This window comes from Streptomyces eurocidicus, assembly GCF_002891295.1.
GTDB lineage: Bacteria > Actinomycetota > Actinomycetes > Streptomycetales > Streptomycetaceae > Streptomyces > Streptomyces eurocidicus.
The window spans coordinates 594,700-618,860 of the sequence record NZ_LGUI01000002.1 but is presented as its reverse complement, the minus strand read 5'-3'; the positions used below and the strand labels follow the sequence as shown (position 1 = coordinate 618,860).

Genomic DNA, 24,161 nt, shown 5'->3' with positions numbered 1-24,161 from the left:
TGCGGGGTAGCGGTGCTACGCGGGGCGGACGGCGTGGACGCTCCAGTCGCGCAGGAGCGGCGACATGGCCAGCGCGCGCCGGCAGATGCCCAGGGCCACGGCCCCGGCGACCGCCTCGGGGGGTGCCGTGGTGAAGATCCCCAGGTGGATGCGGCCGGGGGCGGAGCGGACGCTGATGTGCTCCAGGCGGTCCTCGGCGGCCGCCGCGACCCACAGCACGTCGGCCACCTGCGCCCCGTCGGGCGCCTGACGGGCGGCGGTGCCGGTGGCGGTCAGGGTGATGACGGTCAGTCGCATGGTCGGAGGCGCGTCAGTCCCAGATCACAGCGCTCGCACCGGCCCGGGGGCCGGGGCCCTCCGGGCGGCGGTGGCCGGGACTGCCGGTCTGCCGGGAACGCTGGTGCGGAGTGCCATGGAGGACGCCTCGTCTGATCGGGCCGGCCTGGCTTCGGGGGCCGGCGGAGCCGCTGGAGCCGGCCGGCTCCAAGCGCCGGGGCCGGTCGGGTGGCCGGCGCTTCCGCGCCGTCCCGGTGGTCACCATCCTGGTCGGCCGCCCCGGTCCGGGGAAGCGTTCCGGGCCGGTCCAAACCGTCCAGGCCGGTTTGTGCCACGTTTCGCCGGGCGCCGCGGAGGGGCCGCCGGGCGGGCATCAACGCGTGTTGACCCGCTGTTGACCGGCGCCGCCCAGACTGACCGGCACGGGGGTGCTCGGTGCAAGGAGGAGGGACGCGCATGTTGGTGGCACTCGGTCTGGAGACGGTGGACGAGGCGGTCTACCGCGAGATGCTGGAGTCCCCCGCCCTGGGGGTCGAGGAGATCGCGGCCCGCCTGGCGACCACCCCCGACCGCGTACGCGCCTGTCTGGACAAGCTGTTCGAGCTCCGGCTGGTCCAGGAGTCGTTCGAGGCGCCCGGCCGCTTCCTGGCGGTGGAGCCCGCGACGGGCCTCCAGCGGCTGCTGGCCCGTCAGCACGCCGAACTGATCGAGCGGCAGCGGCAGATGGCCGACAGCCAGGCGTCGTTCCTCCGTATGTTCGCCGGGGCGGGGGCCCGGGTCTCCTCCGGCGGCGGCGTCGAGCGGCTGGAGGGCGTGGACGCGGTGCAGCGACGGCTCCAGGAGCTGGCCCGCGACGCGGTCCGCGAGGTGCTGACGTTCATGCCCGGGGGCGCCCAGTCGGCGGCGGCCCTGCGAGCGGCACGGCACCACGACGGGCAGGCCCTGGGGCGCGGGGTGGCGGTGCGGGTGATCGGCCTGGAAGGGGTCCGCGGGGACGCCGCGACGCTGGGCTACGCGCGGTGGCTGACCGAACAGCGCGGCGAATTCCGCACCACGGCGAGCCTGCCGCCGCGGATGGTGCTGGTCGACGGGGCGACGGCGCTGATACCCCTCGATCCCGAGGACACCCGCCGGGGTGCGCTGTGCCTGTCCGGCCCGGCCCTGCTGGCCCCGCTCCTCGCCCTCTTCGAGCAGACCTGGGAACGGGCCGCTCCGCTGGGTCCCGGCGGTGCCGGGGACCCCGACCCCCTGTCCGACCACGAGCGCGCTCTGCTCACCTGCATCGCCCAGGGGCACACGGACGAGTCGGCCGCCAGACAGCTCCACGTCTCACCGCGGACCGCCCGCCGCACGATGGCCTCCCTGATGGAGCGCCTCGGTGCCCGCAGCCGTTTCGAGGCGGGACTGAAGGCGGCGCGACTGGGCTGGCTGTGAGCACGGGGCCGACCGGCGTGAGGGGGCGCGCCGCGCCCCCTCACAGAACGACGACCGGGCCGGTGGGCCCCGGTCGTCAGCCGGCGCCGGGCGCCGAGTGCTGGACGACCTCGAAGGCCATCAGGCGCGAGCCCGTGGCCGCCGGCTTCGGCCGCTCACCGTCGCCGCCGCCCTGGTGCCCCTGCCGCATCGTGCCGTTGAACCAGTTCTGGTAGTCCTCTTCGCTGCGCCAGCGGGTGTAGACGAAGTAGTCGTCCGTCCCGTCCACGGGCCGCAGCAACTCGAACCACTCGAATCCGTCCGCGCCCTCCACGAGGCCGGCCCGTGCCGCGAACCGCTGCTCCAGGAGCTCGCGCTGATCGGCGGGGACCGTGAGGGCATTGATCTTCACTACGCTCATGCCTCCATGGTGCCTGATGCCCGTGACGGGTGATGTAGCAGGGGCGGACGAGTTTTCCGGGGATGACGGCCGGGCACGCCCCGGCCCGCACCGGCCGCCTGACCGCTCCGCACCGCGACCCGCACCGCGACCCGCACCCGCCTGACGCCGAGCGCCCGCGCGGGCACCTCCATGCCGTGACGTGGCGCGCCGTCAACTTCTGGCGCTAATAAGCGAATTGAGCCCCCGACTCCCCCGCATACGGAAATCTCCGGGCCCGTCGGCGATCACGCGGACGCCCTCGCTCGCCGACAGAGCCGTATTGACGACGACTCAGGAAACTCGTCAGGTGGATTTCGGCGACATCTCGGCGGCAGCGAGCGAATGTGAAGCACACCACACACCGTCAGTTGGCTTACGCATCGGGTGTGCGCATAGATTTAAGGCGGTTGCCACATCGCCCGCTTTGCGCGCAGTCGATCGCCGACAGTTCTGTCAATCATTGAACAAAACAATTCGGTTGATCCTTGAACACAATTGCAACCAACGGAAGACATATCGAGGAGGGAATCGACAGCGCCTCTGTTCGTTACGGCACTTGTGGAGAGGGCGCGGGGCCGATGAGGCGGACCGGGCCCATCAGTGCCGAACTCGCCGAGGAAATCGGCCCGGCGCCGCACGGCTCCTGACCCGGGACGAGAAACCTGCCGGTTTTCCCGAGCGCGCGGCAATCTCCCTTTCGACTCCCCTCCGATTTCCCGTTCCCGGCCCGGAAGGTGCCTCTTGTTCGCCCTGCTCGTCGATGCGCGACTCGCCGCCAAACTCAGCGACCTCCCCCTGGTCGGCGACCGCATCTCCCCTGACCACGACCTCGGTATCACCGGCGTGAAAGCCGTCATCGCCTCCGCCGCCCTCACCGCCGATCAGGTGAAAGCACTCAACGAACAGATCTCCCACCTGGACGGCACCCACCCGAGGTTTCCCGAGGAGACCCGCGGGCGCGCCCTGGTGGCCCTGGACTACGAGTGGGGAGGCGAGAAGCGCGCCCCTCTGATGTTCCGCCTCGCCGGCGCGAAGCCCGCCGAGGACCACGAGAACGAAGCCCCCGCGCCGAAGCCGCTCAACGCCGCGCCGGTCGCGGGAACATGGGCGGCACCGACCGCGCCGGACGTCCGGGCAGCGGCGGCTCCACCGGCCGCGCCCGGCGCTCCGGCCGCCGCGTGGGTCACCCTCGACCGTTCCTTCGGCCCGCTGTACCTGCGCCGCCTGGGTGCGAGCTACCAGGACGAGAAGATCTGGCTCCTCTGCGACGCCACGGTGCACGCCGGCCCCCTGGAACTGGGCGTGGACGGGCTGGGGCTGGGCATTGCCCTGGACGGCAAGGACTTCACGCCCTCCGGCCGGCTCGACGGGCTGAGCCTGTCCTTCCGTAAGCCGCCGCTGGAGATATCCGGCGCGTTCGTGAACAAGCCGGTCGCCGCCGACTCGCCCTACGACCGGCTGATCGAGGGCAGCGCCCTGATCAAGACTCCGAGTGCCAGCTTCGGGGCGATCGGCGCTTACGAGCACCTCAAGAGCGGAACGCAGTCGATGTTCCTGTACGCGGAGCTGGGGGCCGCGTTCGGAGGTCCTCCCGCCTTCAGGGTCACCGCGGTGAAGGCGGGTTTCGGTTACCACAGCAGCCTGCGCGTGCCCGCCGTCGACCAGGTCGCCGGATTCCCCCTGCTGCGCGGGCTCGCCGGGGCGGGCGAGGGCACGCCGCCCGAGCCGCTGGACGTGCTCAAGGAGCTGACCGAGGGGACCGACGGCGCTCCGGCCTGGGTCACCCCGCACGAGGGCAGCACCTGGCTGGCCCTCGGCCTGAACGCGGACATCTTCGAGATCGTCCACTGCAAGGCCCTGGCCTTCGCCGAGTTCGGCCCGGACGACCTGGTGGTGGGGCTGCTCGGCTCGGCCAAGGCCCAGTTCCCCGACCCGGAGAAGAAGCTGGGCGAGCCGTACGCCGGCGTCGAGCTGGACATCTCCGCGGTCTACCGGCGCTCCGCCGACATGCTCGCCGTCGACGCCCGCCTCGCCCCGGACAGCTTCCTGCTCGACCGGTCCGTGCACCTGACCGGCGGGGCGGCGCTGCGCCTGTGGTTCGGCGGCAGCGAGCACCCCGGCGACTTCGTCTTCACCATCGGCGGCTACCACCCGCGCTACGCCCCGCCCGCCCACTACCCGCGGGCGGACCCGGTCGGCGTCGACTGGACCTCCGGCTCCGAGCTGACGGTGAAGGGCACCAGCTACTTCGCGCTGACCCCCTCCGCCGTCATGGCCGGCGGCCGCCTGGACCTGCGGTACGACAGCTCGTGGGCCAAGGCCCGGATCGACGTCGGCTTCGACGCCCTGGTCGAGTGGGCACCGTTCCACTACGAGGTGGACGTGTGGGCGGAGGTCACCGCCCAGGTGTGGCTGCTGTTCGGCTGGAGCGGCGAGGCGTCGCTGGGCGCGCGGCTGTCGGTGTGGGGCCCGCCGTTCGGCGGCACCGCGCATGTGAAGGTGCTCGGCATCTCCATCCCGATCGACTTCGGCGAGCCCAAGGCCGGACCCGCGTCCATCGGCTGGGAACGGTTCCGCACACTGCTGCCTCAGCACCCGCTGACGCTCACCCCCGTCGACGGGCTCCACCCCGACCACGCCGCCGCGGCGCGCCGGACCGAACCGGACGGCAGCGGGTCCGGCACGTGGACCGCCACCGCCGACGGCTTCGCCTTCACCGTCGGCAACGCCTTCCCCGCCTCCACGGTGAAGGTCAACGGAGTAGACAAGACGGGGGGCGACCCCGCCGAGGTCCATATCCGTCCGATGGCCAAGACCGGCCTCGACGTCACGCTCTCGGTCACGGTCGAGGAGGAGACCCGGGACGGCCACTGGCGACCGCTGCCCGCCGACCGCCGGCGGGACTGGACGGTCACCACGCAGCGCACGCCGCAGCCGGCCGCGCTGTGGGGCGCCGGAAAGGCCGGCGACGCGCTCGGCGCGGACCCCATGGTCCACGGCCTGGTCAGCGGAGCGCGTATCGCCGTACCGGCCCCGCGGCTGCCCGAAGCGGCCACGTCCAGCCGGAGCGGCCGCTTCGACCACGAGCCGCTGGTGCCCGGAGGAGTCCTGCCGCTCGACCCGGGCGCGGCCCCCGCCGGGGTCCGCGGGGAACCGGAGGAGCACGCCGGCACCGGTGCGCTGCGGGTCGGCACACCCGAGCAGACCGCGCTGCGAAAGGCCGCGCTCGACGCCCTGGCCGCCGCCGGTTACGCGCTCGACGCCGCCCCGGAGCTCGACCGCTACGCCCGCGAAGCGGCCTTCTCCTCCCCGCCCCTGCGACTCGCCCACTCGTGAGGACCTCATGACCACGCACCCGACCGAGCAGTCCGCACCGGCGGACGACACCCCCGTCACCTTCCACGACCACCTGCTGCCCGGCATCGAGGCCGGCCGTTACCGGATCACCGTCGACCAGCGGCTCCCCGCCGAGGACCTGCCGGGCGCCCGGCTCGACCCGGTGGAACAGATCGTCGACGTACGGGCCGCGCAGTTCCGTCTCGACCCCTCATGGGTGCACGCCGTGTACCCGGCCGCGCACAGCCAGGGCCCCTTCCACAGCCTGCTCCCGCACATCACGCTCAACCCGGCTGCCCTGCCGTGGGAGCGCGAGCCCTTCACCGGCGGCGTCCGGAACCCCACCCGTGCCCCCTGGCTGGCGCTGCTGCTGTTCGGCGAGGGCGAGCTGCCCGGTGACCCCAACGCACTGGGCACCACCGCCTCACTGACCGTACGCGCACTCCTCGACGGCGCCGCCGCGGTATCCGGGCCCGCCCTGGACCGGGACGCCGTCGACCCCGCCCTGCTCGACACCCCCTGCCAGGTCATCGACGTACCGCGGGACCTGCTGGCCCAGTTGCTGCCAGAACTGCCCGACCTCGCCTTCCTCGCCCACGTCCGCACGGGCGGCGAGGACGCCGCACCCGTCGAAGGCCGGGACGGCCGGCCGGGCCGGGACGCGCACGCGGTCATCACCACCGCCCGGTTCCCCGGCCCGGCCCAGGGCCGGTACGTGGCCCACCTGGTCTCGCTGGAGGGCCACACGCCCCCCGGAGTGCGGGCCGACGGCAAGCCCGTACGCCTGGTGTCCCTGCACAGCTGGACGTTCACCTCCTGCCCCGAATCCGGGGACGGCTTCGGCCGGCTGGCCGGACGCTTCGCCCCGGGGAACGGCGAGCACTCCGCCGCCCCGCTGCGCCCGGCCCCCGCCGCGGGGCTGCCGGACGAGCTGGGCACCCTGCTGGAGCAGGGCATGGTCCCGCTGACCCACATCACCGAGTCCGGCGAGCGCGCCCTCGCGTGGTACAGCGGACCGTTCCTCCCCCGCGTCGCTCCCGGGCTGCCCCGGCCGGCGGACGGTCACTTCCCCGACGCCGACGGCCTGTTGCTCCACGAACCGCGCACCGGCACCTTCGCCACCGGCTACGCCTGCGCCTGGAACACGGGCCGCGCCCTGGCCCTGGCCGACCCCGGCTTCGCCACGACCCTGGTCCGCCTGCGCCACCAGGGCCGGCTGCGCCGGGCGACCGACCGCCAGTACGCGACGTACCGCCGGCAGCTCTTCCACAGCGCCCCGTCCGCGGGCCCGGCCCCCCGCACGGCCGCCCGTGCGGCCACCCCGACGCCGCGCGAGCAGTTCGAGGAGCTGCTGCGCGGCGGCGAGCTCGCCGCGCTGGCCGCGACCTTCGGTGTCCCCGAGGGCGAGGAGCCGCGCCCCCGGACCGTACGCGCCGCTCCCACCGCGTACCGTGCCGCCCCGCCGCGGCGCTCCGCCGCCCCGCGGCCGACGTCCTCGGACGCGCGGGAGACGGCGGCCTGGCTGGCCGGGCTGCGCACGCTCAGCGGAGTGCCGTTCGACTGCCTCGTACCGGACCAGCGGATGCTCCCGCCCGAGAGCCTGCGCCTGTTCCACGTCGACCGCGGCTGGCTCGACGCCCTGCTCGACGGGGCGCGCAGCCTGGACCGGCACCCCGGCGCCGACGCCACGACCGATGCCGAACTGGACGACCTGCTCGACGGTCAGGGGCCCGTGCCCGCGGCCGGTCTGCTGCTGCGCTCGGCCCTCGTCCCGGGCTGGCCGACGCTGCGCGTCGAAGCCCGCACCGCGTCCGGGACCGTCCCGGTCGAGGTGATCCGCCGCGAGGCCCTGGGCGCCGACGTCCTGCTGATGCTCTTCGAGAGGATGCCCGACCACCTGACGATCAGCGAACCGCGCCAGGGGCTGCACTTCGGCGTGGACGACCAGGGGAACGTGGCACTGCGCAGCCTGGCCCCCGGCGAGGTCGGCCGGCCGCTGGAGCGCTCGGTGCCCGTCGGCACCGACCCGGCCCTGACCGTCACCACCCCCGCCGGGGCACGGGTGCTGAACATCGGCGGACTCGCGGCCCGCCTCGCCGAGGACGTCAAGCCCGGATCCGCGCTCTCCCCCGCCGAGTTCGCCGTGCAGCTGGTGCGCGCGCCCGAGCAGCTGACCCTCTCCTTCGAAGGAACCACCCGATGAACACCGACCTCCTGGTCCCCGTAAGGCTCCGGGCCCTGGTCGTCAACGACCAGGTGCGCGGCCGGGACTCCTTCCTCCGCTGGAAGCCCAACTACCACCTGCTCGGCGTCCACCGCTCCCCGGAGCCGTCGCCCTACGCGAGCACGGACGCGGAGTTCTCCCAGGAGGCGGGCAACGACGGCGTGTACCTGCACTGGGAGCTTCCGGCGGCACTGCGCCGGGCGACCGTGCCCGGCGGCGAGGTCACGCTTCCGCCCGCGCCGAACCGCTGGCTGGTCGTCCGGCACGCCTACGCGGCCGCGGACGAGTACGCCACCGCCGCGTGGGTCGTCGAGAGCGACTTCCTGGACAAGCGCACGGGCACCGCGCCCTACCTGCGCCCCGGCCGGGGCCACGTCACACCGACCAGGATCGGGCGCCACACCGAGGCCGCGCGGTGGTCGGAATCCGCGGCGGAGCAGCCCACCTTCCTGACCGCGACCGGCCCGGGGACCCTGGCGTTCGCCGCGTTCCAGCCGCACTGCCAGGACGTCTTCTCCTTCCACGACCCCCTGGCGCAGTTGCCCCGCCGGTTCGACCGCCTGGGCTACCAGGTCATCGGCTGGCACGCGGCGGGCTCCGACGACCCCCTCGCCGACCCGCGGGTACGCGAGGCGCTGGAGGACTCCCTGGGCTGGCGGGCGGACAGCACCCCGCCGCCGGGGGCCCGTACCGTCTACACCGGCCGCGTCCACAGCGTGTCGCCCCACTACGACCCCTCCGGCGAGCGGCGGCCCGACCCGACGGTGGCCGTCGCCGACAGCGCCCGCTCCGCGCTCACCGCCCTGACCGCCGGCAAGGCGGCCACCGACCCGTCCCTCATCCTCGCGCCCGCACTGCTCGACCAGCTCCAGAGCAACACCCTCGCCCGCGCGGACGAGCCGGACAACACGCACCACCTCGCCGACAGCCTGCTCGGCGCCGGCTTCGGCGAGGGCACGACCTCGTACGCCTGGCACGCGGTACCGCCCGGCACCTCGGAGAAGGCCGCCTCCCCCGAGGACGAGCGCCGCGCCCGGTCCGTCGAGGCCGCCCTGAACGCCGCGCAGCACGCCTACGACCGGGCGGAGCGCGAACTGGCCGGGCTGCGCCGGAGGCTGTACGGCATGTGGCGCCTCCAGGGCCTGCCCGTACTGCCGCGCGGCTACCACCACCAGCAGCTGACGCAGGAGCTCGACGCCGGGCGCGAGGGCAGCCTCGCGGCACGCGTACGCGCCGGCCGGCCGGAGGTCGACCGCCTGCGGGCCGCCCTCCCCGGCGGAGACACACCCGCGCAACTGGCGGAATCGATCGGCCGGTACGCCCGGGCGCACGGCCTGCCCACCGGCTGGGACCTCAAGCGCGTGGCCCCGGCCCCCTTCCAGCGGGCCCTGGACCCCGCCGTCGTCCTGCAGGGCGCCGGCTCCCTGCCCGTCTCGGACGACACGACGCTGCACTGCCGGTTCGGCGACCGGACCGTGACGGCCGTACACCTCGCCGACGGCTCCGCCGAGGTCACCGCCGACCGGGCCGATCTCGCGTGCAACACGCTCGACCTCGGCGCCGGCGAGCACACGGCCATGCCGGGCTCCACCCGCGCCCTGCTGCGCGAGGCGTTCCTGCTCGACCCGGCGAACCCGGCCGCGCGGCCGCGCCCGGCGGACAGCCGGCCGGACACGGCGCCCGCGGCGACTCCGCGCACCGGCACCGCCCCGGCCTTCGGCAACGACCCGTGGGAACAGCCGTGGCACCCCCTCCACCTGCTCTGGGAGATCGAGTACCACCCCCTCCCCCACGACCAGTGGGAGTTCGACGGCAACCACTACTCCTGCCCGGAGCCCCGCCCCGGGGCCGCGCGCACCTACACCGGCCGGACGCTGCTCAGCGACCACCTGCCGCGGAGCCTGGCCGACCGGCTCCGGCAGTACGCACCCGACGACCCCGGGCTCTCCCCGCACTGCGACGCGCTGGCGGAGCGGGTGGTTCGCGGGGACGTGCTGTCCGGCTCGCTGGCGGGGCTGCGCGACATGCTCATCGGCCAGGACCCCGGCCAGGGCGTCCCGCCCCTGGGCGCACCGCCGGAGCTCGCGGAGCTGATCGGTGACGCCTACCGCACCAGCCCCGACCCGGGCCCCCTGCCCGTGCCCTTCGAGGGTTGGCCGGACTCCGGCTTCCAGCAGCTGCGCGCGGGCCAGTTCCGCTTCCTCAGGCTGACCCTGGTGGACTCCTTCGGGCGCGCCCTGGACGTCATCTCCCCGGCGGGCACCGGCGGGGCGAGCGGCCTCCGGCACCCGGTGGTGGCCGAGGCGCTGCGCCCGCAGCACCTCCCCGAGGCCCTGGCGACGACCCCGGAGCACGTCGTCCAGCTGCCGCCGCGCCTGCCGCAGGCCGCGCGTCTCGGCCTGGAGCTCATGGACGCCGCCCGCGACACACACCAGGCCACCCACCTGGACGACGGCAGTCCGCTCGCCGGATGGATCGTCCCCAACCTGGTGGACGGCTCGCTCACGGCGTACGCGCCCGACGGCACCGCCCTCGGCCTGCTGCGCTGGGCGTACCGCATCGGCCGGCCGGTCCGGGAAGCCGTGTGGACACCGCTGCCCGGCGCCGCCCCCGCCGGCCTCGACGCCCTGCGCACCGCCTTCCCCCACCTGCACACGCTCATCACCTGGTTCCAGGGCACCGGTACGGACGGCAGCCCGCTGCCCGCCGCGATGGATCTCCTGGAGACCTCCCTGGTGGACATCGTGCCCACCGCGGGCGCCGCCTCGGCCGCGCTCGCCGGGCGCCCGCTGGCCCTCGTCCGCTGCCGCCTCCACCTGGACCTGGACGGACCGCCGCCCACCGACCCCGGCTGGCAGCACATCTTCGACCACGACCCGCCGCACCCGGAGTTCACCGGCTATTCCTGGCCGGTGCGCCTGGGCGAGCGGCTGCGCATCGGCGACGGCCTGGTGGGCTACTTCGCCGACACCGAACCCGACGTACTGCGCACCGTGGTCGCGCCGGCCGACGCGCATCCGCGCCTCGCCGCCATCGGCGACGGCACCCACCTGCGTGTCACGGCCGGAGCGCCCCGGCACCTGACCCTGCTCGTCGACCCGCACGCCCCCGTGCACGCCACCACCGGCCTGCTGCCCACCACGGCACTGGAGATCCCCCACCGCTTCACCGACGGACCGCTCGGCCGCATGCGCACCGTCCTGCGCACCGGGCCGCTGCTCACCCCGGCGGCCGTCCTTCCGCAGGACACCGTCGCACTGCCGGTGCGCACCGTCGACGACCGGACGTGGACATGGGCGGAGCGTGCCGTCGACGGCTCCTGGGCCCACTTCGCCACCTCGGCCGCGAGCACCACTCCGCGCTGGCACGACCGGGCCCCCGTGCTCCGCTCCGGTCTGCTCACTTCCCGCGACCCGCTCCCGCCGGCCGACGCCGCCACGTCCGAGTAACTCCCGCAAGCATCCGAGGAAACGCCACCATGAACGCCAACACCGGCGGCACCAGCCGCCTGACCTACGGCCTGGCCACCGTCCCGGCTCCCCTGGCCACCGACCGGCCGGCCCATATCGACATCGTCGTGTCCAACTCGGGCACCGAGGCCGTCCTGTGCAAGCAGATCCTCCTCGTGCTCCCCACCGGCGACCTCGCCCAGGACCTCGTGCCCGCGGGCCACCGCGTCGTCCCCACCGTCGAACCGGCCGACCAGTGGACCGTCGACGAGATCGAGAGCGGGGTCCTCCTCACCCTGCCCCAGGACGACATGGCGGCCTTCACCGCCGGTGGCACGCCGCTCACCGTCCGCCCCGTCAGCGGCGAGTCCGTCTCCCTCACCACGCACGGGCTCCTCCTGCGCCTCAAGGACTTCAAGGCCAACGGCCTCGCGGGCACCGCCCTGCTGCGCGTCCGGGAGACCGTGAGCGTCGACAACGGCCTGACCTGGGAGACCAACCAGGTCACCCTCCCGCTCGCCAAGTACCCCCCGGCCGAGGCCCTCACGGCCGACGTGGTCGGCGACCTCGTCCTCCGCGAGGCCGACGTCGACGACAACCCCGGCTCCGCCCCCGTCACCCTGCTCACGCCGGGCCGGAAGGCCGTCCTCACCTGGACCGCGCCGTCCGACGCCGTCTGCGACATCTACTTCGACGGTCGGCACGCGGGGCCGCTCCATGACCAGGACAAGTGGCGGTTCCCCGTCACCGGCCTCACCCGCGACACCCACTTCCAGGTCCGGGTGGCACTGAAGCGCTCCGGTGAGACGATCACGCACCACCTCTCGACGGCCGTCGCCGTCGCGGAGCCCGTCTTCCCCCATCTGACGGTCGCCAAGATCACCGCGAACGGCGAGGAGAACTACCTCGGAAACCCGTTCCTCACCATCGACGGAGCCGTGAAGGTGGAAAAGGAGAGCCACCTCTTCGGGGACCTGCACGGAAAAGACGGCACGCTCACCGTGAACAATGCCGTGGTCGCGAAGAAGAACCTTTCCGTCGAGGCGGAGGTCACCGTGACGGGCTCGCTCACCGCACAGAAGGTCCAGGCACGGGACGAGGTTCTGGCCAAGAAGCTCGTCGTGGACGACGCCCAGGCCAAGAAGCTCGCCGCGGACGACGTCCAGGCGAAGAAGCTCGCCGTGACCGAGAAGGCGCTCGTGGGCTCGACGAACTTCAGCGGTATGGCCAACGGTGACCTCTGGATCAGCGGCAAGTTCTCCGCTGATCGCGCCGACCTCAACTCACTCTTCGGTACCCCGGACAAGCTGACCGGCGCCTTCGACAAAACGGTCCGTCAGGCGCCGTCCAACGGCCTGTTGCTCCTGTGGATCTATACCGTCGGGCACCACGCCACCAGGACCGTCTACGTCGACATCGAATCCGGCGGAAGCTTCGAGACCGTGGCCGCCGCAACGATCGACTACGGAAGCGCCCCGGACGTCTTGGGTTCCTCGGCCACTGTCCCGCTGCGCAAGGGACAGCGGTACACGATCTGGCAGCAGGGGAGCGGCGGCGGCTCCACCGATGCGTACTTCTTCCCTCTCCTGTCCGGATGACACCGGTCACCAGCTGACCACGGGCAGCCGGGCACGGCGCGGCACACGCCATGCCCGGTGCGCCCTGCGCAGGGGCCTGCTCACCTCCTGCCCCGCCCGAGCACCCCGGCCCCGCCTCGACCATGCGCCCCGACCGCATGCCCCCGAAGGAGAACAACTTGAGCCCCCACCACGGGCCACTGACGGACGGAATTCCTGCCCGTCAGCCGGGCCGGATCGTGCTCACGGACACCAAGGACACGACCTGCGCCGTCATCACCTTCCCGGAAGCGGGCGATCGGCGTGCCGGTGCACCGCCGACCGTGATGATCGACTGCGGGAATTCCCGCGGGGCACAGGAGACCACCGAGAAGATGCGCGCCACCGTGCGGCGGGCCCTCGCCGGGCGCACGCGCATCGATCACGTGTTCCTCACGCACCCTGACTCCTCCCACTGCAACGCCTTGCTCCCGGTGACCCAGGGGCTGGAGATCGGGCAGGTCTCCTGCGGCGGAGACCTGCGGCAGTACTCCGGCCTCCAGGGCGGAGCGGAACTCCACCGGTGGCTGGTCGGCAACAACGCGCGCACCTTTCCCCCGTCCTTCCGGGGGCTGGGCGCGCCGGTCGTCTCCTTCGCCGGAATGCGGCTCTATGTGCTCGCGGCGAACTCCACCGGCCATACGGGATCGTCCGACGCGGACGCGAACGGGAGCGTCCTCCTGCTGGTTTACGGTTCGTTGCGCGTCGTCTTCCTCGGCGATGTGCCGGGCTCCGTCGCGGCCGGCCTTCAAGCGGAGGCGTTCCCGGCCGGTGTCACGGACGGGCCCACAGGTCATCCCCTCGCACCCCGGGGACAGCTGCTCGTGCTCGGTCACCCATCGGGCGACGGCGCCTACGGGTGGCCCTGGGGGCCGGAGGGGAACCACCGGTACACCCTCGTGCGGGAGCACACTCCGGCCGCCTCGGAGGACGGCCCGGCCACCGGACACGCCAGCGCCGCGGTGCTGTTGTCGGGCCCGTCGGAGGAATCGGCGTCCGCCGACGAGGCGGCGGAGAAGGACCGGTTCGCCTTCACCTCCGTCGATTCATGGACCGCCGGTCCCCAGCCCTCGCCGCCGGGCCTCCCCGGCTGACCCCACCTTCTTCCCGAATCAGGATCACAGATGCCGAACGGCAGTCAGAAGAAGCTGCTCCCCATTTTTCCGTACGTGCCGAAGAGGGTGCCGGACTGGGTGTACCGGATCGACGGCCGGGGCCCGGAAGAGATATTCAAGAACGGGTTCACCGGCTGGGACACGTACTACGACATCCCGGGCCACCTCGCGGACTGGAAGAATTTCGACAAGAAGAGCGGATTCGTCAGCGTGGCGCGGGACGCCGACACCGCCATAAAGATGTTCGTCCGCTGGGAGCTCGGCGATCTGCTGAAGACGATGAAGGAAACCGACCTCAATGCCGGACTGACCGTCCTGGAGCTCGGGAAGAAGGGGTACAGCAGCGAAGCGGAGCTCTCCAAACTGCGGAAGATAGCGCGGGAACTGGCCGAGGACCGGGACGGCACCTACTTGAAGAAGTGGCTGTACGTGATCAAGCCGACCAAGTACTTGATCAGCATGGAAGGCAATGTGCTCGATCCCGGACGGATTCGCCACGTCGGGGGTCGGGCCCGGAAACTGGTGAAGGAAGCCACCGAGTGGGACGCGCCGTGGCACATCCCTCCGCAACGGATCCTGGAGGCGTACCAGGTGGACATCACTCTGCGCTTCACCTTCTCCGAACGGCCCGACGGGCGTCTCCCGGTCAAGCAGCACGCATGGTCCTCGGCAAGGGACTTCATCAAGCATGAGCGGGACCGGCGCAAAGGATTTCCGGGATTCGACAGGGGGTTCCGGTACAACCCGTTCGAAGACGAAGCGGCACGCTGGACCGGGCTCGTCGGCTATTGGACGAAACTCGAAGAAGCACCCTGGACCCCCGGCTCCCGGAAGTTCACCGCTCCCCGAGGGTGGCGCGGTGAGAAGGAGTTCTGGCCGGATCAGGGCCAGACCGGCCCCAGCCATCCGTTCGGCACTCCGGCAGAGGTGACTCCGGTCGTCCCCCAGTGGGCCCGTTGACGGCCGCGCACGGCACGGAAAAGTACGCAGCAGCGAAAGGCGAAGTGGTGTCCCTGTCGATGGCGCAGGTCCGGACGATCCTCACCGGCGCGAAGGGAGAACTGACGCTCACTCCACAGCAGTTGGCGCACGAGAGCGCTCTGGAGCTCTTCGACGACTATCTCTTCACGGACGCGCTGACCGTCCACGACCCTGAGGTGGACCTCGAAGCGCTGACCGTCACCGGCCGGCTGGCACTGGCCGGCCACGGTGCCGACCTGCCCTGCACCCTGCGCTTCCTCGGCGACGCCCAGGGGGCGGACGTGAGCGCCGTCGTACTGGACGCGCAACTGCCGGACTGGCGGTTCCGGCTGGGTGATCTCGACCTCGACCTGGGCTTCCTGGGCACCGTGTGGAAGGCGGGACGGCTGCATGCCGTCCTCACCCTCGCTCTGTCCGAGGACGGGGGCTCGGCCGTCGCGCCCCGCTGCGTGGTCCGCATGCCGGGAATCGGCGCAGGCCATCAGCAGTGGGAGTTCGACGTCGCCGCTTCCGGGGCGTCGACGGTCACCGCGTCGCTGACTCCGGGAGAGGGAATTTCCCTGTCCACCCTCGCCGATCTCGCTCAGCTGCCGTTCGGCTCGGGTGCCGATTTCGCCCTTCCGGCGGAGATACCCGTCGCCGCTCCTCGGATACGGCAGATCCAGGTGGTCGCCGATACCGACCGAAGGCGGCTGTGCAGCGTCTGGTCGCGGGTGGGCCTGGCCGATCACGTGGCGGTGATCCCGGGCACGGCGGAGCTCACCGCCGTCGAGGCGGAGTTCACCCTGACCTTCCCCGAGGGCGGCCCCGTGCGGACCCGGGCCGCTCTGCGCGCCGGTATCGGTGTGCACGGCTACACCCTCGGCGGGACCATCACGGTTCCGGAGCTGGAGGTGGTGGCCGAGGCCGCCGGCCCCTTCCCGGACACCGGCACACCGGCCGAATTCGCCTCCGGGAGCGGTCTGGAGAGCCTTCCCGTCGCCCATGCCACGGTCAGGGCCGATCTGCGGGAGGGAAGCTACGCCCTCGCCCTCGGCTATGCGGCACCCGCGGCATCCGGTTCGGGCTTCGTCCTGGAGAACGCCGCCCTCGAAATAGCCGGCCACCGGAGCGGAGCTCCGGATGTACGGATCCACGGCGAACTGGCTATCGGATCCGCCCGGATCCGCGCCGTCGCCGCCCGTACGACGGACGGCCGGTGGGAACTTGCCGGCTCGGTGCGCCATGTGGACTTCGCTCCGGTCGCCGACTGGCTGTCGGAGCACATGGGTGTGACAGTGCCGGAATTCCTGCGGGGCGTCGTCCTCGACGACCTGTCCGTGGCCCGGAGGGCCGATGGTTCCCTCGAGTTCTCCGCCGACAGCCTGTTCTCCCTCGGCAGCCGCAAGACAGCCCTCCTGATCAGCGCCGCCAGTGGCACCGGCCCGGGCACCGGGCACCTGGAGGCCACGCTGTCCATCGACCTGCCGGCGGCCGAACCCATGGTTCTGGAGCTCCAGGCGCAGGCGGGAGGCCGGGTGCGGGCCTCCTGGCAGGGCGACGCCGCGGCGTCCGTGACGGATCTCGTCGAATGGCTCGGAGGGACAGTGGACGGTTCCGTACGGAACCTCCTGCCCGAGGTCACCAGGCTCGACCTCATGGCGGGGGACGGCGGTGTCGTCGTCGCCGCGGACGCCGGAACCGTGCGGGCCGTATTCGCCACGGCGCCGTCCGGAGCGACGCCCGCCCCGCTCGCGGACACCCACCGCGGCTGACCGACCACCTCCTCGTATTCGGAGCACCCAGTGACTCACCCCTCCACCCCCGGGACGCCCCCCGCGCGCATGCGGATCACGATGGGCACGCGGGGTTCCTGCCCGGCCGTGGAACTCCGCCCGGGAATCGCCGTCACTTCCGTGGACCGCACCGCCATGCGGTCGCACCCGGCAGACCCTCTCGACCAGGGGTTCCTGGACCATGTGGACGACCTCCTGACCCGGTTGGAGGCCGTTCCCTCCGGGAAGCGCCTGGTGGACTTCTTCGGGCAGGCCACTCCGCTGCCCGGCCCCGACGGGTTCGGCGAATCCGCGTTCATCGCTCGGTACGAGTCAGGGAATTCCCCGGCGAGCGTCTCGGCGGTGATTCTGTCCCGAGGGGCCAGGCTCTCCGCGGACACCCGCGCCCTCACCGACGAGACACCCACCGCCCGCAGCGGCCTCGGCTACTTCTCGTACATCGAGTTCAATCCACGTTTCGCCGCCGTTCAGGACAGGGTCGTCCTGGCACCCGAGATCGTCCTCGGCCATGAACTGATCCACGCGGCCCACATCGTCGCCGGATCGATGGAGATGAACGAGAAGGAGCGGCCCTACGTGGCGGGACTCCTCAACGGCGTTCTCGCGTTCGACACCAGCCCGCTCGAAGAGATCGTGACCCAGGGCAACCCCATCGCTCTGGAGTGGCTGTTCGGCACCACGACCGACACCGGAACAGGCCAGAAGGTCCTGCGCAACACCCCCGGACAACTGCGGAGCATCGAAGCGGTCGACCGCCATCTGACCAACCCCCTCGACGCCGTCGAAGCCGCGCGAGCGCAGCACATACGCGCACAGCGTATGGAGCTGTTCGACATCAGCGAACGCCGACTGGCCGAGGAGCTCGCATTCGCCGCGCGCCCCACTTACGGCCCGTTGGCGAAAGAAGACCAGGCCGCGGGCATCTGGAAAAAGGGCTGGCGGCGACCCGAGGGGGACGGGATGTTCAGGGCTCCCCTCCCCGATAAAACCAAGGACACGATCATGAGGTTCCTCACCAGGGAGCACTTCGATCGTTTCTCTTACGAGCCGGACGGCTTTCTCGCGGATCGCAGGACGGCCGAGCCCCACGTCCGTCAGGAACTCGACCCCGAGCAGGCCGAAAGGGCCAGGCGCATCGTCGCGGCCCACGACGGCCTTGCCCCCGTGCCGGCGTTCGCCCGCCCGCAGCCGCCCGTGGCCGACCCCGGCAACGGCCCCGCCGTCATCAGGATCAGTGAAGAGCTCTACGCCTGATCTCCCGACGGCCGTAAATGATCGCAGAACATCGAGGACGGGATTCGGCAATGCCATTGTCCGTTGAGGAAATAACCGAGAGGGCACGGAACGGAAGTCTGCGGCTCAAGGCCGAGGACTTCACCGACCCCACGGTCCGTGGCGCTTTCTCCACGTACTTCGGCTCCGCCGAACTTGATTTCCCGGACGCGGAATTCACCTCGGAGAGCATGACGGTACGAGGGCGCTGCGCCGTGCCGGCCCTGGGGCCGGAGCCGTGCCCGGCCGTGGCGGAGTTCCTGGCCGACACCTCGGGCAGGGCGGTGGTGGGGTTCGTCCTGGTCGTGGACGCCCCGAAGTGGCGGCTCTCCGAGCCCTTCCCCGCGCACGACCTGAGTCCGCTTCAGGCCCTGGGGGCAGGGTCGCCCGTCGTCGTCATCGACGCCACCCCCCGTGCGGACGCGGAGTCGGAGCGGGAACGGACGCCCGCCGTCGCGGGAGCCCGGTGGGAGCTGCCCGGCCTCGATGAGCCGGTGCTGTTCCTCGCCTCCGTGCACGAGGGCGCGCTCACGGTGTCCGCCCGCTTCCCCGGCGGGCTCACCCTGCCGTCCTTGCGGCACATGGCGGATCTGCCGGGCTGCACGGGCGCGGACGCCGTCACCGACCACTTCCCCGCGGAGTGGCAGGGGCTCCTCGCCTCGGCGCTGCCCGCGCTCCGCGAGGTCACCGTCTCGTACGCCCCCGGGGACGGGCGGGTGACCGGAGAACTCGAAGTCGACCTGGCGCAGGAGTGGCGGCTGTTGGCGGGTGTGACGCTCAGCCAGGTCCGTGCGCGGATCGCCCTGGACTCCGCCGCCCGGCAGAACGGCTTGGGAGGGCTGTCGGTCGAGCTGAGCGCGCACCTGTCCGTGGGCGGGCTGGAGAGCGCCGTCACGGTCGACCTGCCCGCCTTGACGGCGCACGGCGAACTCACCGACGGGGCCGGCCTCTTCGAGCACACCGCCCCCGACATCGGCAAGAACGGCCTGGGACGGCTCTCCTTCCTGTGCGACCTCCGGGAAGGCGCCTTCGTCGTCGCGGGAGAGCTCCTGAGCCCCCTGGAGACAGCGGGCGTGCGGATCGAGGACCAGACGGTCCTGGTGTCCGGCGGCGGGGACCGGGCGCTCGAGGTCGCCCTGGCGGGCACGCTCGTCGTGGGCGGGACCCGGATCGGGGTGAAGGCCGTCAGGAGCGCCCTGGGCTGGGGGCTCACCGTGGAGGCGGACCGCATCGCCTTCCGCGACATCAGTGCCTGGACCGAGCAGGCCATGGGCAGCGGCCTGCCCGCCTCCCTGGCGGAGCTGACGTTGCGGGAGCTGTGCTTCGAGGTCGTCCCCACACCCTCCGGACGGCTGTTCGCCGCGGCCGGATCCGCCGAGTTCCCGCTGCCCGCCGGGCTGCGGGCGCGCGCCCACCTCACGGCGCGGATCAGCACCGGGGACGGCCCCTCCGACATCGAGGCCACCGGCTCCCTCCTCCTCGGCGGCCCGCAGTCGTCGCTGATGGAGCTGGACCTCGTGGCGGACAAGGATCCGGACGCGACGAGCTGGACCGCGACCTGGACCGCCCAGGAAGGCATCACGCTCGCGGAGGCGCTCGCCCCGCTGCTGCCCGCGACGGGCTCGCCGACGGCGGGGCTGCCGAACCTGCTGCCCGCCGTCGAGAAGGTCTCCCTGCGGTACACCGCGCCGACGGCGGCCGGCGACGCCGCCTCCCTGGTCCTGACCACCGACACCCGGCAGCAGGCACGGGCCGTGCTGGTCGTCTCGGACTGACTCCCTCCTCCTTTTTTTCCCCGCAGATCCCCCGAAAGGAATCACCCCCCGTCATGCGTCGCCTCACAGGGCTCGACCCTGCCCGTCTGACACCACCGCAGCCGGTCCAGGCGGCCGCGGAGTCCTCCGTCGAGATCGCCTGGCTCGGCGGCAAGCCGCTCCCCGTCACCGTGGTACGGCCCGGCATCGCCGTGTGCTCCGACCCGGACGTGCTCGACGTACGCGACGCCACCTCCCACCCCGAGCCCGACCTCGAACTGGACGACGAGGACTACGTAGCGGAGATCGACTTCCTGCTCCGGCGGATCGAGTCCTCCGAGGCGGGCAAGCGCCTCGTCGAGTTCCTCGGCAACGCCCAGCCGCTGCCCGACCCGGACGGCACCTACGGCGGGCCGGAGGACTGGGACGCGGGCATCAGCACACGGGTCCTGTGCCGCCACGGCAAGTCCCGGAAGAGCGGTCGAACGCCGAAGCAGCGGGACCTCGCGGGGATCAATGTCATCATCACGCAGGCCACCGACGGTTCCCCCGCCCAGTGGTCGCTGAACTCCAGGCTCAAGGGACCGCTCTACAACGGCCGGGGCGTGTACTCGATCGTGTCCTTCCACCCCCGGGTGCTCCTGCTCTCCGACGACGTCGCCACGGCCCCCGAGGTGACCCTCGCGCACGAGCTGATCCACGCCGCCCACGCCTTGGCCGGCACCATGGACGACACGGGTCACGACGCCGACGAACGCGCCAGGGTCCGGCAGGCGGCGCTGGCCGAGACCGAGCGGCTCTTCCGCGAGAGGTACGGCACCGGCTACGAGGTCAGCATGGCGGACCCGAACCCGGTGGACGTGCGCGGCACCGGGAAGTCCGAGACCCACCAGGAGCGCGAGATGTTCCACAGGGCGACGCTCAGCGAGCTGTCCCTGAGGTACCTCTACCCGCTCCCGGTCGCGGAGACGGAGCAGGGGCTGGTCGTGCTGCGCGGCGTGAACTGGGAGGAGATCCGCACCCACGGCAGCGACGTGGCCCTGGAGTGGATCGACGGCGTGGTGGAGCGGCACAAGGGCCGTAGGACCTCGCCCTCCCCGGCCGAAGTACGGGCCGAGCGGGTGGCCTTCGAGCACCACGCCCGCGCGGTCGTACGTGCCGGGCGACGGGACGCCGACGGACTCGCCGCCCTGCGCGGCGCCGCCGCCACCTGGCAGCAGCGCACGCGCGTGCGCGGGGTCACCGAGGTCGCCATCGCCCGCGACCTCGGGTTCCGGCATCGCATCGCCTACGTCGCACTGACGAGGGTGGAGCGCGTGCACCACCTGGCCGTGCCCCGCAAACGGATCCCCCACCGCCTCTTCACGGGCGCGAGCGGCTTCGTCTACCGGCGCGACGTCTCCTCGCTCAAGTCGCTGGCGAATTTCCTGGGCACCGTCGACCCGGCCGCCTCGTTCGGCGTGCGGGAACACCTGGGCAGGATCGGCGCCGCCCGCCTGGAGCAGGGCTACCTGGTAGAGCAGCGGGCGTGCCATCGCAGCCCGGGCAATCCGGTCGAGACCTCCCGGCCCCGGTGGACGAACCCCGACAGCCTGCCCGAGGAGCAGCGGAAGCAGGCCGGGGTGATCGTCAACCGGGTCCGGCCCAAGACCACGGCCACCGGCAGGACACCCTGGGAACCGATCACCGACATGTACGCGGGACAGGCGGTCGGCAGTCCCCGGCCCGTCAAGGGAGACGTGGGCTTCGTCGCCATGGTCCCGGCCAAGGTCGACGACCACCGGAAGCTGCTCACCCTGGCCCGCCGCTACCGCGACGAGGCCACCGCGACCCGGCAGGGGTGCGCGCTCGTCATCGGGCTCAACGAGGGCTACCCCTACGGCGAGAGCGACGCCAAGCGCGCGGAACGCGTCGCAAGGCAGCGTCGGATCATCGACGACTTCGCCGGCGCCTGGCAGCGGGAGAAGGCCGATTTCCCGGTCGCCGTCCTTTCCTTCCTCTGGTGCGCACCCCAGGGCAAGACGAGTCTCGGCGATCAGAAGACCATCCCCTACGGCGCCATACGGCAGGCCATCGCCGGGAGCGACCGGGCGCAGGAGTTCGCGAAGGCGCTGTACGCCGGTGACAAGGGATGCGAGCGGGTCTACTTCCACACCGGCGACGCCGATGTGATCTCGCTCAGGACTCCCGAGGGCAAGCCGCTGTTCGACGCGGCGGCGAACCGGCTGGAGGAGGAGAAGTGGCCCGACCTCTTCAGCGGGGGCTACCGCCTCCCCGAGGGGGACGATCCGCGCGTGGACATCGCCACCGCGATGGACCGGGACGTCCGCGTCGCGATGGCGAAGGCCGACCCCAGGACCGTCTACTTCCCGGAGCCCAACACGTTCGTCAAGCTCCTGGACGGCCTCACCCGTCTGGAGGACGGCGTCACCTTCGGCACGGGTGACCAGGAAGGAGAGGCCCTGGCGCAGTCTCTCGGGAAATTGCGCGGCGAGGACAAGGACAACAGGGTGTTCGCCCCCGACTGCTCCGTCGTCACCGACGGCGACAGGCTCGTCAAAGCCATCCTGGCCACACCCGGCACAGGGCCCGTCAGTGACCGCGTCGTCGCGCTCCGCCAGTCCTACACCCAGAGCCATGCCCGCCGTGAGGAGTGGCGCAAGCGTGTCCTCAACTTCTACAAGGTCGCGCCTGAGGCGGCGCTGAGCCTGTCGGATCTCGTCTTCGGCGTCCCGGACGACGACAGGCTGGCGGAACTCGCCGGAATGGACCCGTCCGCGTTCGAGCGGTACGTCACCGAGGACAGGAAGGCGGAGCTCTCGAAGAGCGTCAAGAAGAAGGGTCTCGGCGCCCTTCTCAGCGCCCAGCCCCTGCTCGGCGCGATCGTCAACGGCACTCACCGGGCCCTGCTGCGCAACTACGTCGACGCGTACCGCCGGCTCCCGCACTGAGTACGGAGCGACCGGGGAGGGAAGCGGCCGAGCGGCCCGGGGCGGGCCGCCGGTCGTGAGGGGCGTCTCCCGCGTCAGGCGGAGGGGCGGTGGCTCTCAGCCGCCGCGCCGCACCCGGGCCGCTTGGCGGGCCTCGGCGAGCTTGCGGGCCTCGCTCGCCTTGCGGGACTTGCCGCCGGTGCCCCGGGAGGCGTCCTTGCTGGTGCCCAGGCCGCGGAAGGGGGCGTTGGTGTTCTTGGCCCGGGGTGCGGCGGGCCCGCCGTCGAGCGGAGTGCCGGAGGGTGCCTTGGCCCCGGTGATCCGGCTCAGCTCCGCCTCACCCGAGCGCACCTTGGTGACCGTCGGCTCCACACCGGCCTCGGCCGTCAGCCGGCTCATCTCACGGCGCTGGGCCGACAGCACCAGCGTGACGACGATGCCGGACCGGCCGGCCCGGGCGGTGCGGCCCGCGCGGTGCAGATAGTCCTTGGGATCGGTGGGTGGGTCGACGTTGACCACGAGATCGAGGTCGTCGACGTGCAGACCGCGGGCCGCGACGTTGGTCGCCACCAGGACGGTGACCTGGCCGTTCTTGAACTGCGCAAGGGTCCGCGTGCGCTGCGGCTGGGACTTGCCGCTGTGCAGGGCCGCGGCGTGCACTCCGTTGGCCCGCAGGTGCCGGGTGAGCAGGTCGACCGCGTGCTTGGTGTCCAGGAACAGCAGTACGCGGCCGTCGCGGGCGGCTATCTCCGTGGTGACGGCGTACCGGTCGGGGCCGTGGACGACCAGCACATGGTGGTCCATCGTCGTGACCGCGCCCGCGGACGGGTCGACCGAGTGGACGACGGGGTCGTGGAGGTAGCGGTGGACCAGCTGGTCGACGTCGCGGTCCAGGGTGGCCGAGAACAGCATCCGCTGGCCGTCGGCGTGCACCTGGTCGAGGACCTCGGTGACCTGCGGCAGAAAGCCCATGTCGCACATCTGGTCGGCCTCGTCGAGGACGGTGATCCGTACGCGTCCCAGGCGGCAGGCCCTGCGCTCGATGAGGTCGTGCAGGCGGCCGGGGGTGGCGACGACGACCTCGACGCCGTCGCGCAGCGCCGCGGCCTGCCGGCCTATCGACACGCCGCCGACGACCGTGGCCATCCGCAGCCGGAGCGCGTCGGCATACGGCGCGAGCGCCTCGGTGACCTGCTGGGCCAGCTCCCGGGTGGGCACCAGGACCAGGGCGAGGGGCTGCTTCGGCTCCGCGCGCCGCCCGGCCGTCCGTGCGAGCAGCGGCAGGCCGAAGGCAAGCGTCTTGCCCGATCCCGTGCGCCCGCGCCCCAGGACGTCGCGTCCCGCGAGGGCGCTGGGCAGCGTGGCCGCCTGGATCGGGAAGGGCTCGCGCACACCGAGCTCGGCGAGCGTACGCAGCACCTCGGCCGGCAGACCCATGTCGGCGAAGGCGGCCGAGGACGCCGTCGGGGTGGGGGGCTCCGGCCGGGCGGGGTCGCCGTGCGAGGTGTCGGGGCGGTCCGGGTGGTTCATGAAGAGCCTTCCGCATGAGGAACGTACCGAGGAAGGCACGGCAGGAAC

Annotated in this window: 15 protein-coding genes; 12 read left to right on the top strand and 3 right to left on the bottom strand. The window is 72.3% G+C overall.

What is annotated here, in order from left to right; genetic code table 11:
• Window positions 1–15 precede the first annotated feature (15 nt).
• A complete protein-coding gene (locus AF335_RS07610; RefSeq protein ID WP_221505181.1) occupies window positions 16–297 on the bottom strand; it encodes a hypothetical protein in 282 nt (93 codons plus the stop codon).
• Between the two features lie 435 nt (window positions 298–732).
• On the opposite strand from AF335_RS07610, the gene AF335_RS07605 reads away from it, so the two are divergent.
• A complete protein-coding gene (locus AF335_RS07605) occupies window positions 733–1,710 on the top strand; it encodes a helix-turn-helix domain-containing protein (RefSeq protein WP_102917500.1) in 978 nt (325 codons plus the stop codon).
• Window positions 1,711–1,786: 76 nt separating this feature from the next.
• Here AF335_RS07605 and AF335_RS07600 read toward each other — a convergent pair whose 3' ends face one another.
• Window positions 1,787–2,110, bottom strand: coding sequence for an antibiotic biosynthesis monooxygenase family protein (locus tag AF335_RS07600; protein ID WP_102917499.1), 324 nt, complete (start codon window positions 2,108–2,110; stop codon window positions 1,787–1,789).
• Window positions 2,111–2,172: 62 nt separating this feature from the next.
• On the opposite strand from AF335_RS07600, the gene AF335_RS34475 reads away from it, so the two are divergent.
• The 11 genes from AF335_RS34475 to AF335_RS07550 all read left to right on the top strand — a co-directional run bounded on the left by AF335_RS34475 (window position 2,173) and on the right by AF335_RS07550 (window position 22,604).
• Window positions 2,173–2,319 carry a hypothetical protein gene (locus AF335_RS34475; RefSeq protein ID WP_170127621.1) on the top strand — a complete coding sequence of 49 codons (147 nt, stop codon included), beginning with the start codon at window positions 2,173–2,175 and terminating at the stop codon, window positions 2,317–2,319.
• A 553-nt stretch (window positions 2,320–2,872) separates the two neighbouring features.
• A complete protein-coding gene (locus tag AF335_RS07595) occupies window positions 2,873–5,467 on the top strand; it encodes a DUF6603 domain-containing protein (protein ID WP_102917498.1) in 2,595 nt (864 codons plus the stop codon).
• Window positions 5,468–5,474: 7 nt separating this feature from the next.
• Window positions 5,475–7,670, top strand: coding sequence for a hypothetical protein (locus tag AF335_RS07590; RefSeq protein WP_102917497.1), 2,196 nt, complete (start codon window positions 5,475–5,477; stop codon window positions 7,668–7,670).
• The gene (locus AF335_RS07585) at window positions 7,667–11,140 is read left to right on the top strand and encodes a hypothetical protein (RefSeq protein WP_102917496.1); all 3,474 of its coding nucleotides are present in this window, start codon (window positions 7,667–7,669) and stop codon (window positions 11,138–11,140) included. The genes AF335_RS07590 and AF335_RS07585 overlap by 4 nt, the downstream gene beginning before the upstream one ends.
• Window positions 11,141–11,169: 29 nt before the next feature.
• Window positions 11,170–12,738, top strand: coding sequence for a hypothetical protein (locus AF335_RS07580; RefSeq protein ID WP_102917495.1), 1,569 nt, complete (start codon window positions 11,170–11,172; stop codon window positions 12,736–12,738).
• Between the two features lie 158 nt (window positions 12,739–12,896).
• The gene (locus AF335_RS07575; RefSeq protein WP_146045459.1) at window positions 12,897–13,850 is read left to right on the top strand and encodes a ComEC/Rec2 family competence protein; all 954 of its coding nucleotides are present in this window, start codon (window positions 12,897–12,899) and stop codon (window positions 13,848–13,850) included.
• Window positions 13,851–13,880: 30 nt separating this feature from the next.
• Entirely contained in the window at window positions 13,881–14,831 is a 951-nt protein-coding gene (locus tag AF335_RS07570) for a scabin-related ADP-ribosyltransferase (RefSeq protein WP_102917493.1), read from the top strand.
• Window positions 14,832–14,878: 47 nt separating this feature from the next.
• On the top strand, window positions 14,879–16,606 hold the full coding sequence (locus tag AF335_RS07565) for a hypothetical protein (protein WP_146045458.1): 1,728 nt from the start codon (window positions 14,879–14,881) through the stop codon (window positions 16,604–16,606).
• An 81-nt stretch (window positions 16,607–16,687) separates the two neighbouring features.
• A complete protein-coding gene (locus AF335_RS07560) occupies window positions 16,688–17,881 on the top strand; it encodes a M91 family zinc metallopeptidase (protein ID WP_170127620.1) in 1,194 nt (397 codons plus the stop codon).
• 50 nt (window positions 17,882–17,931) lie between these two features.
• Complete coding sequence (locus AF335_RS07555) at window positions 17,932–19,674, top strand: hypothetical protein (RefSeq protein ID WP_146045457.1); 1,743 nt, start codon at window positions 17,932–17,934, stop codon at window positions 19,672–19,674.
• Between the two features lie 53 nt (window positions 19,675–19,727).
• A complete protein-coding gene (locus tag AF335_RS07550; RefSeq protein ID WP_102917489.1) occupies window positions 19,728–22,604 on the top strand; it encodes a M91 family zinc metallopeptidase in 2,877 nt (958 codons plus the stop codon).
• Window positions 22,605–22,700: 96 nt separating this feature from the next.
• On the opposite strand, the gene AF335_RS07545 is transcribed toward AF335_RS07550, so the two are convergent.
• Window positions 22,701–24,113 carry a DEAD/DEAH box helicase gene (locus AF335_RS07545; protein WP_102917488.1) on the bottom strand — a complete coding sequence of 471 codons (1,413 nt, stop codon included), beginning with the start codon at window positions 24,111–24,113 and terminating at the stop codon, window positions 22,701–22,703.
• Window positions 24,114–24,161: the final 48 nt, after the last annotated feature.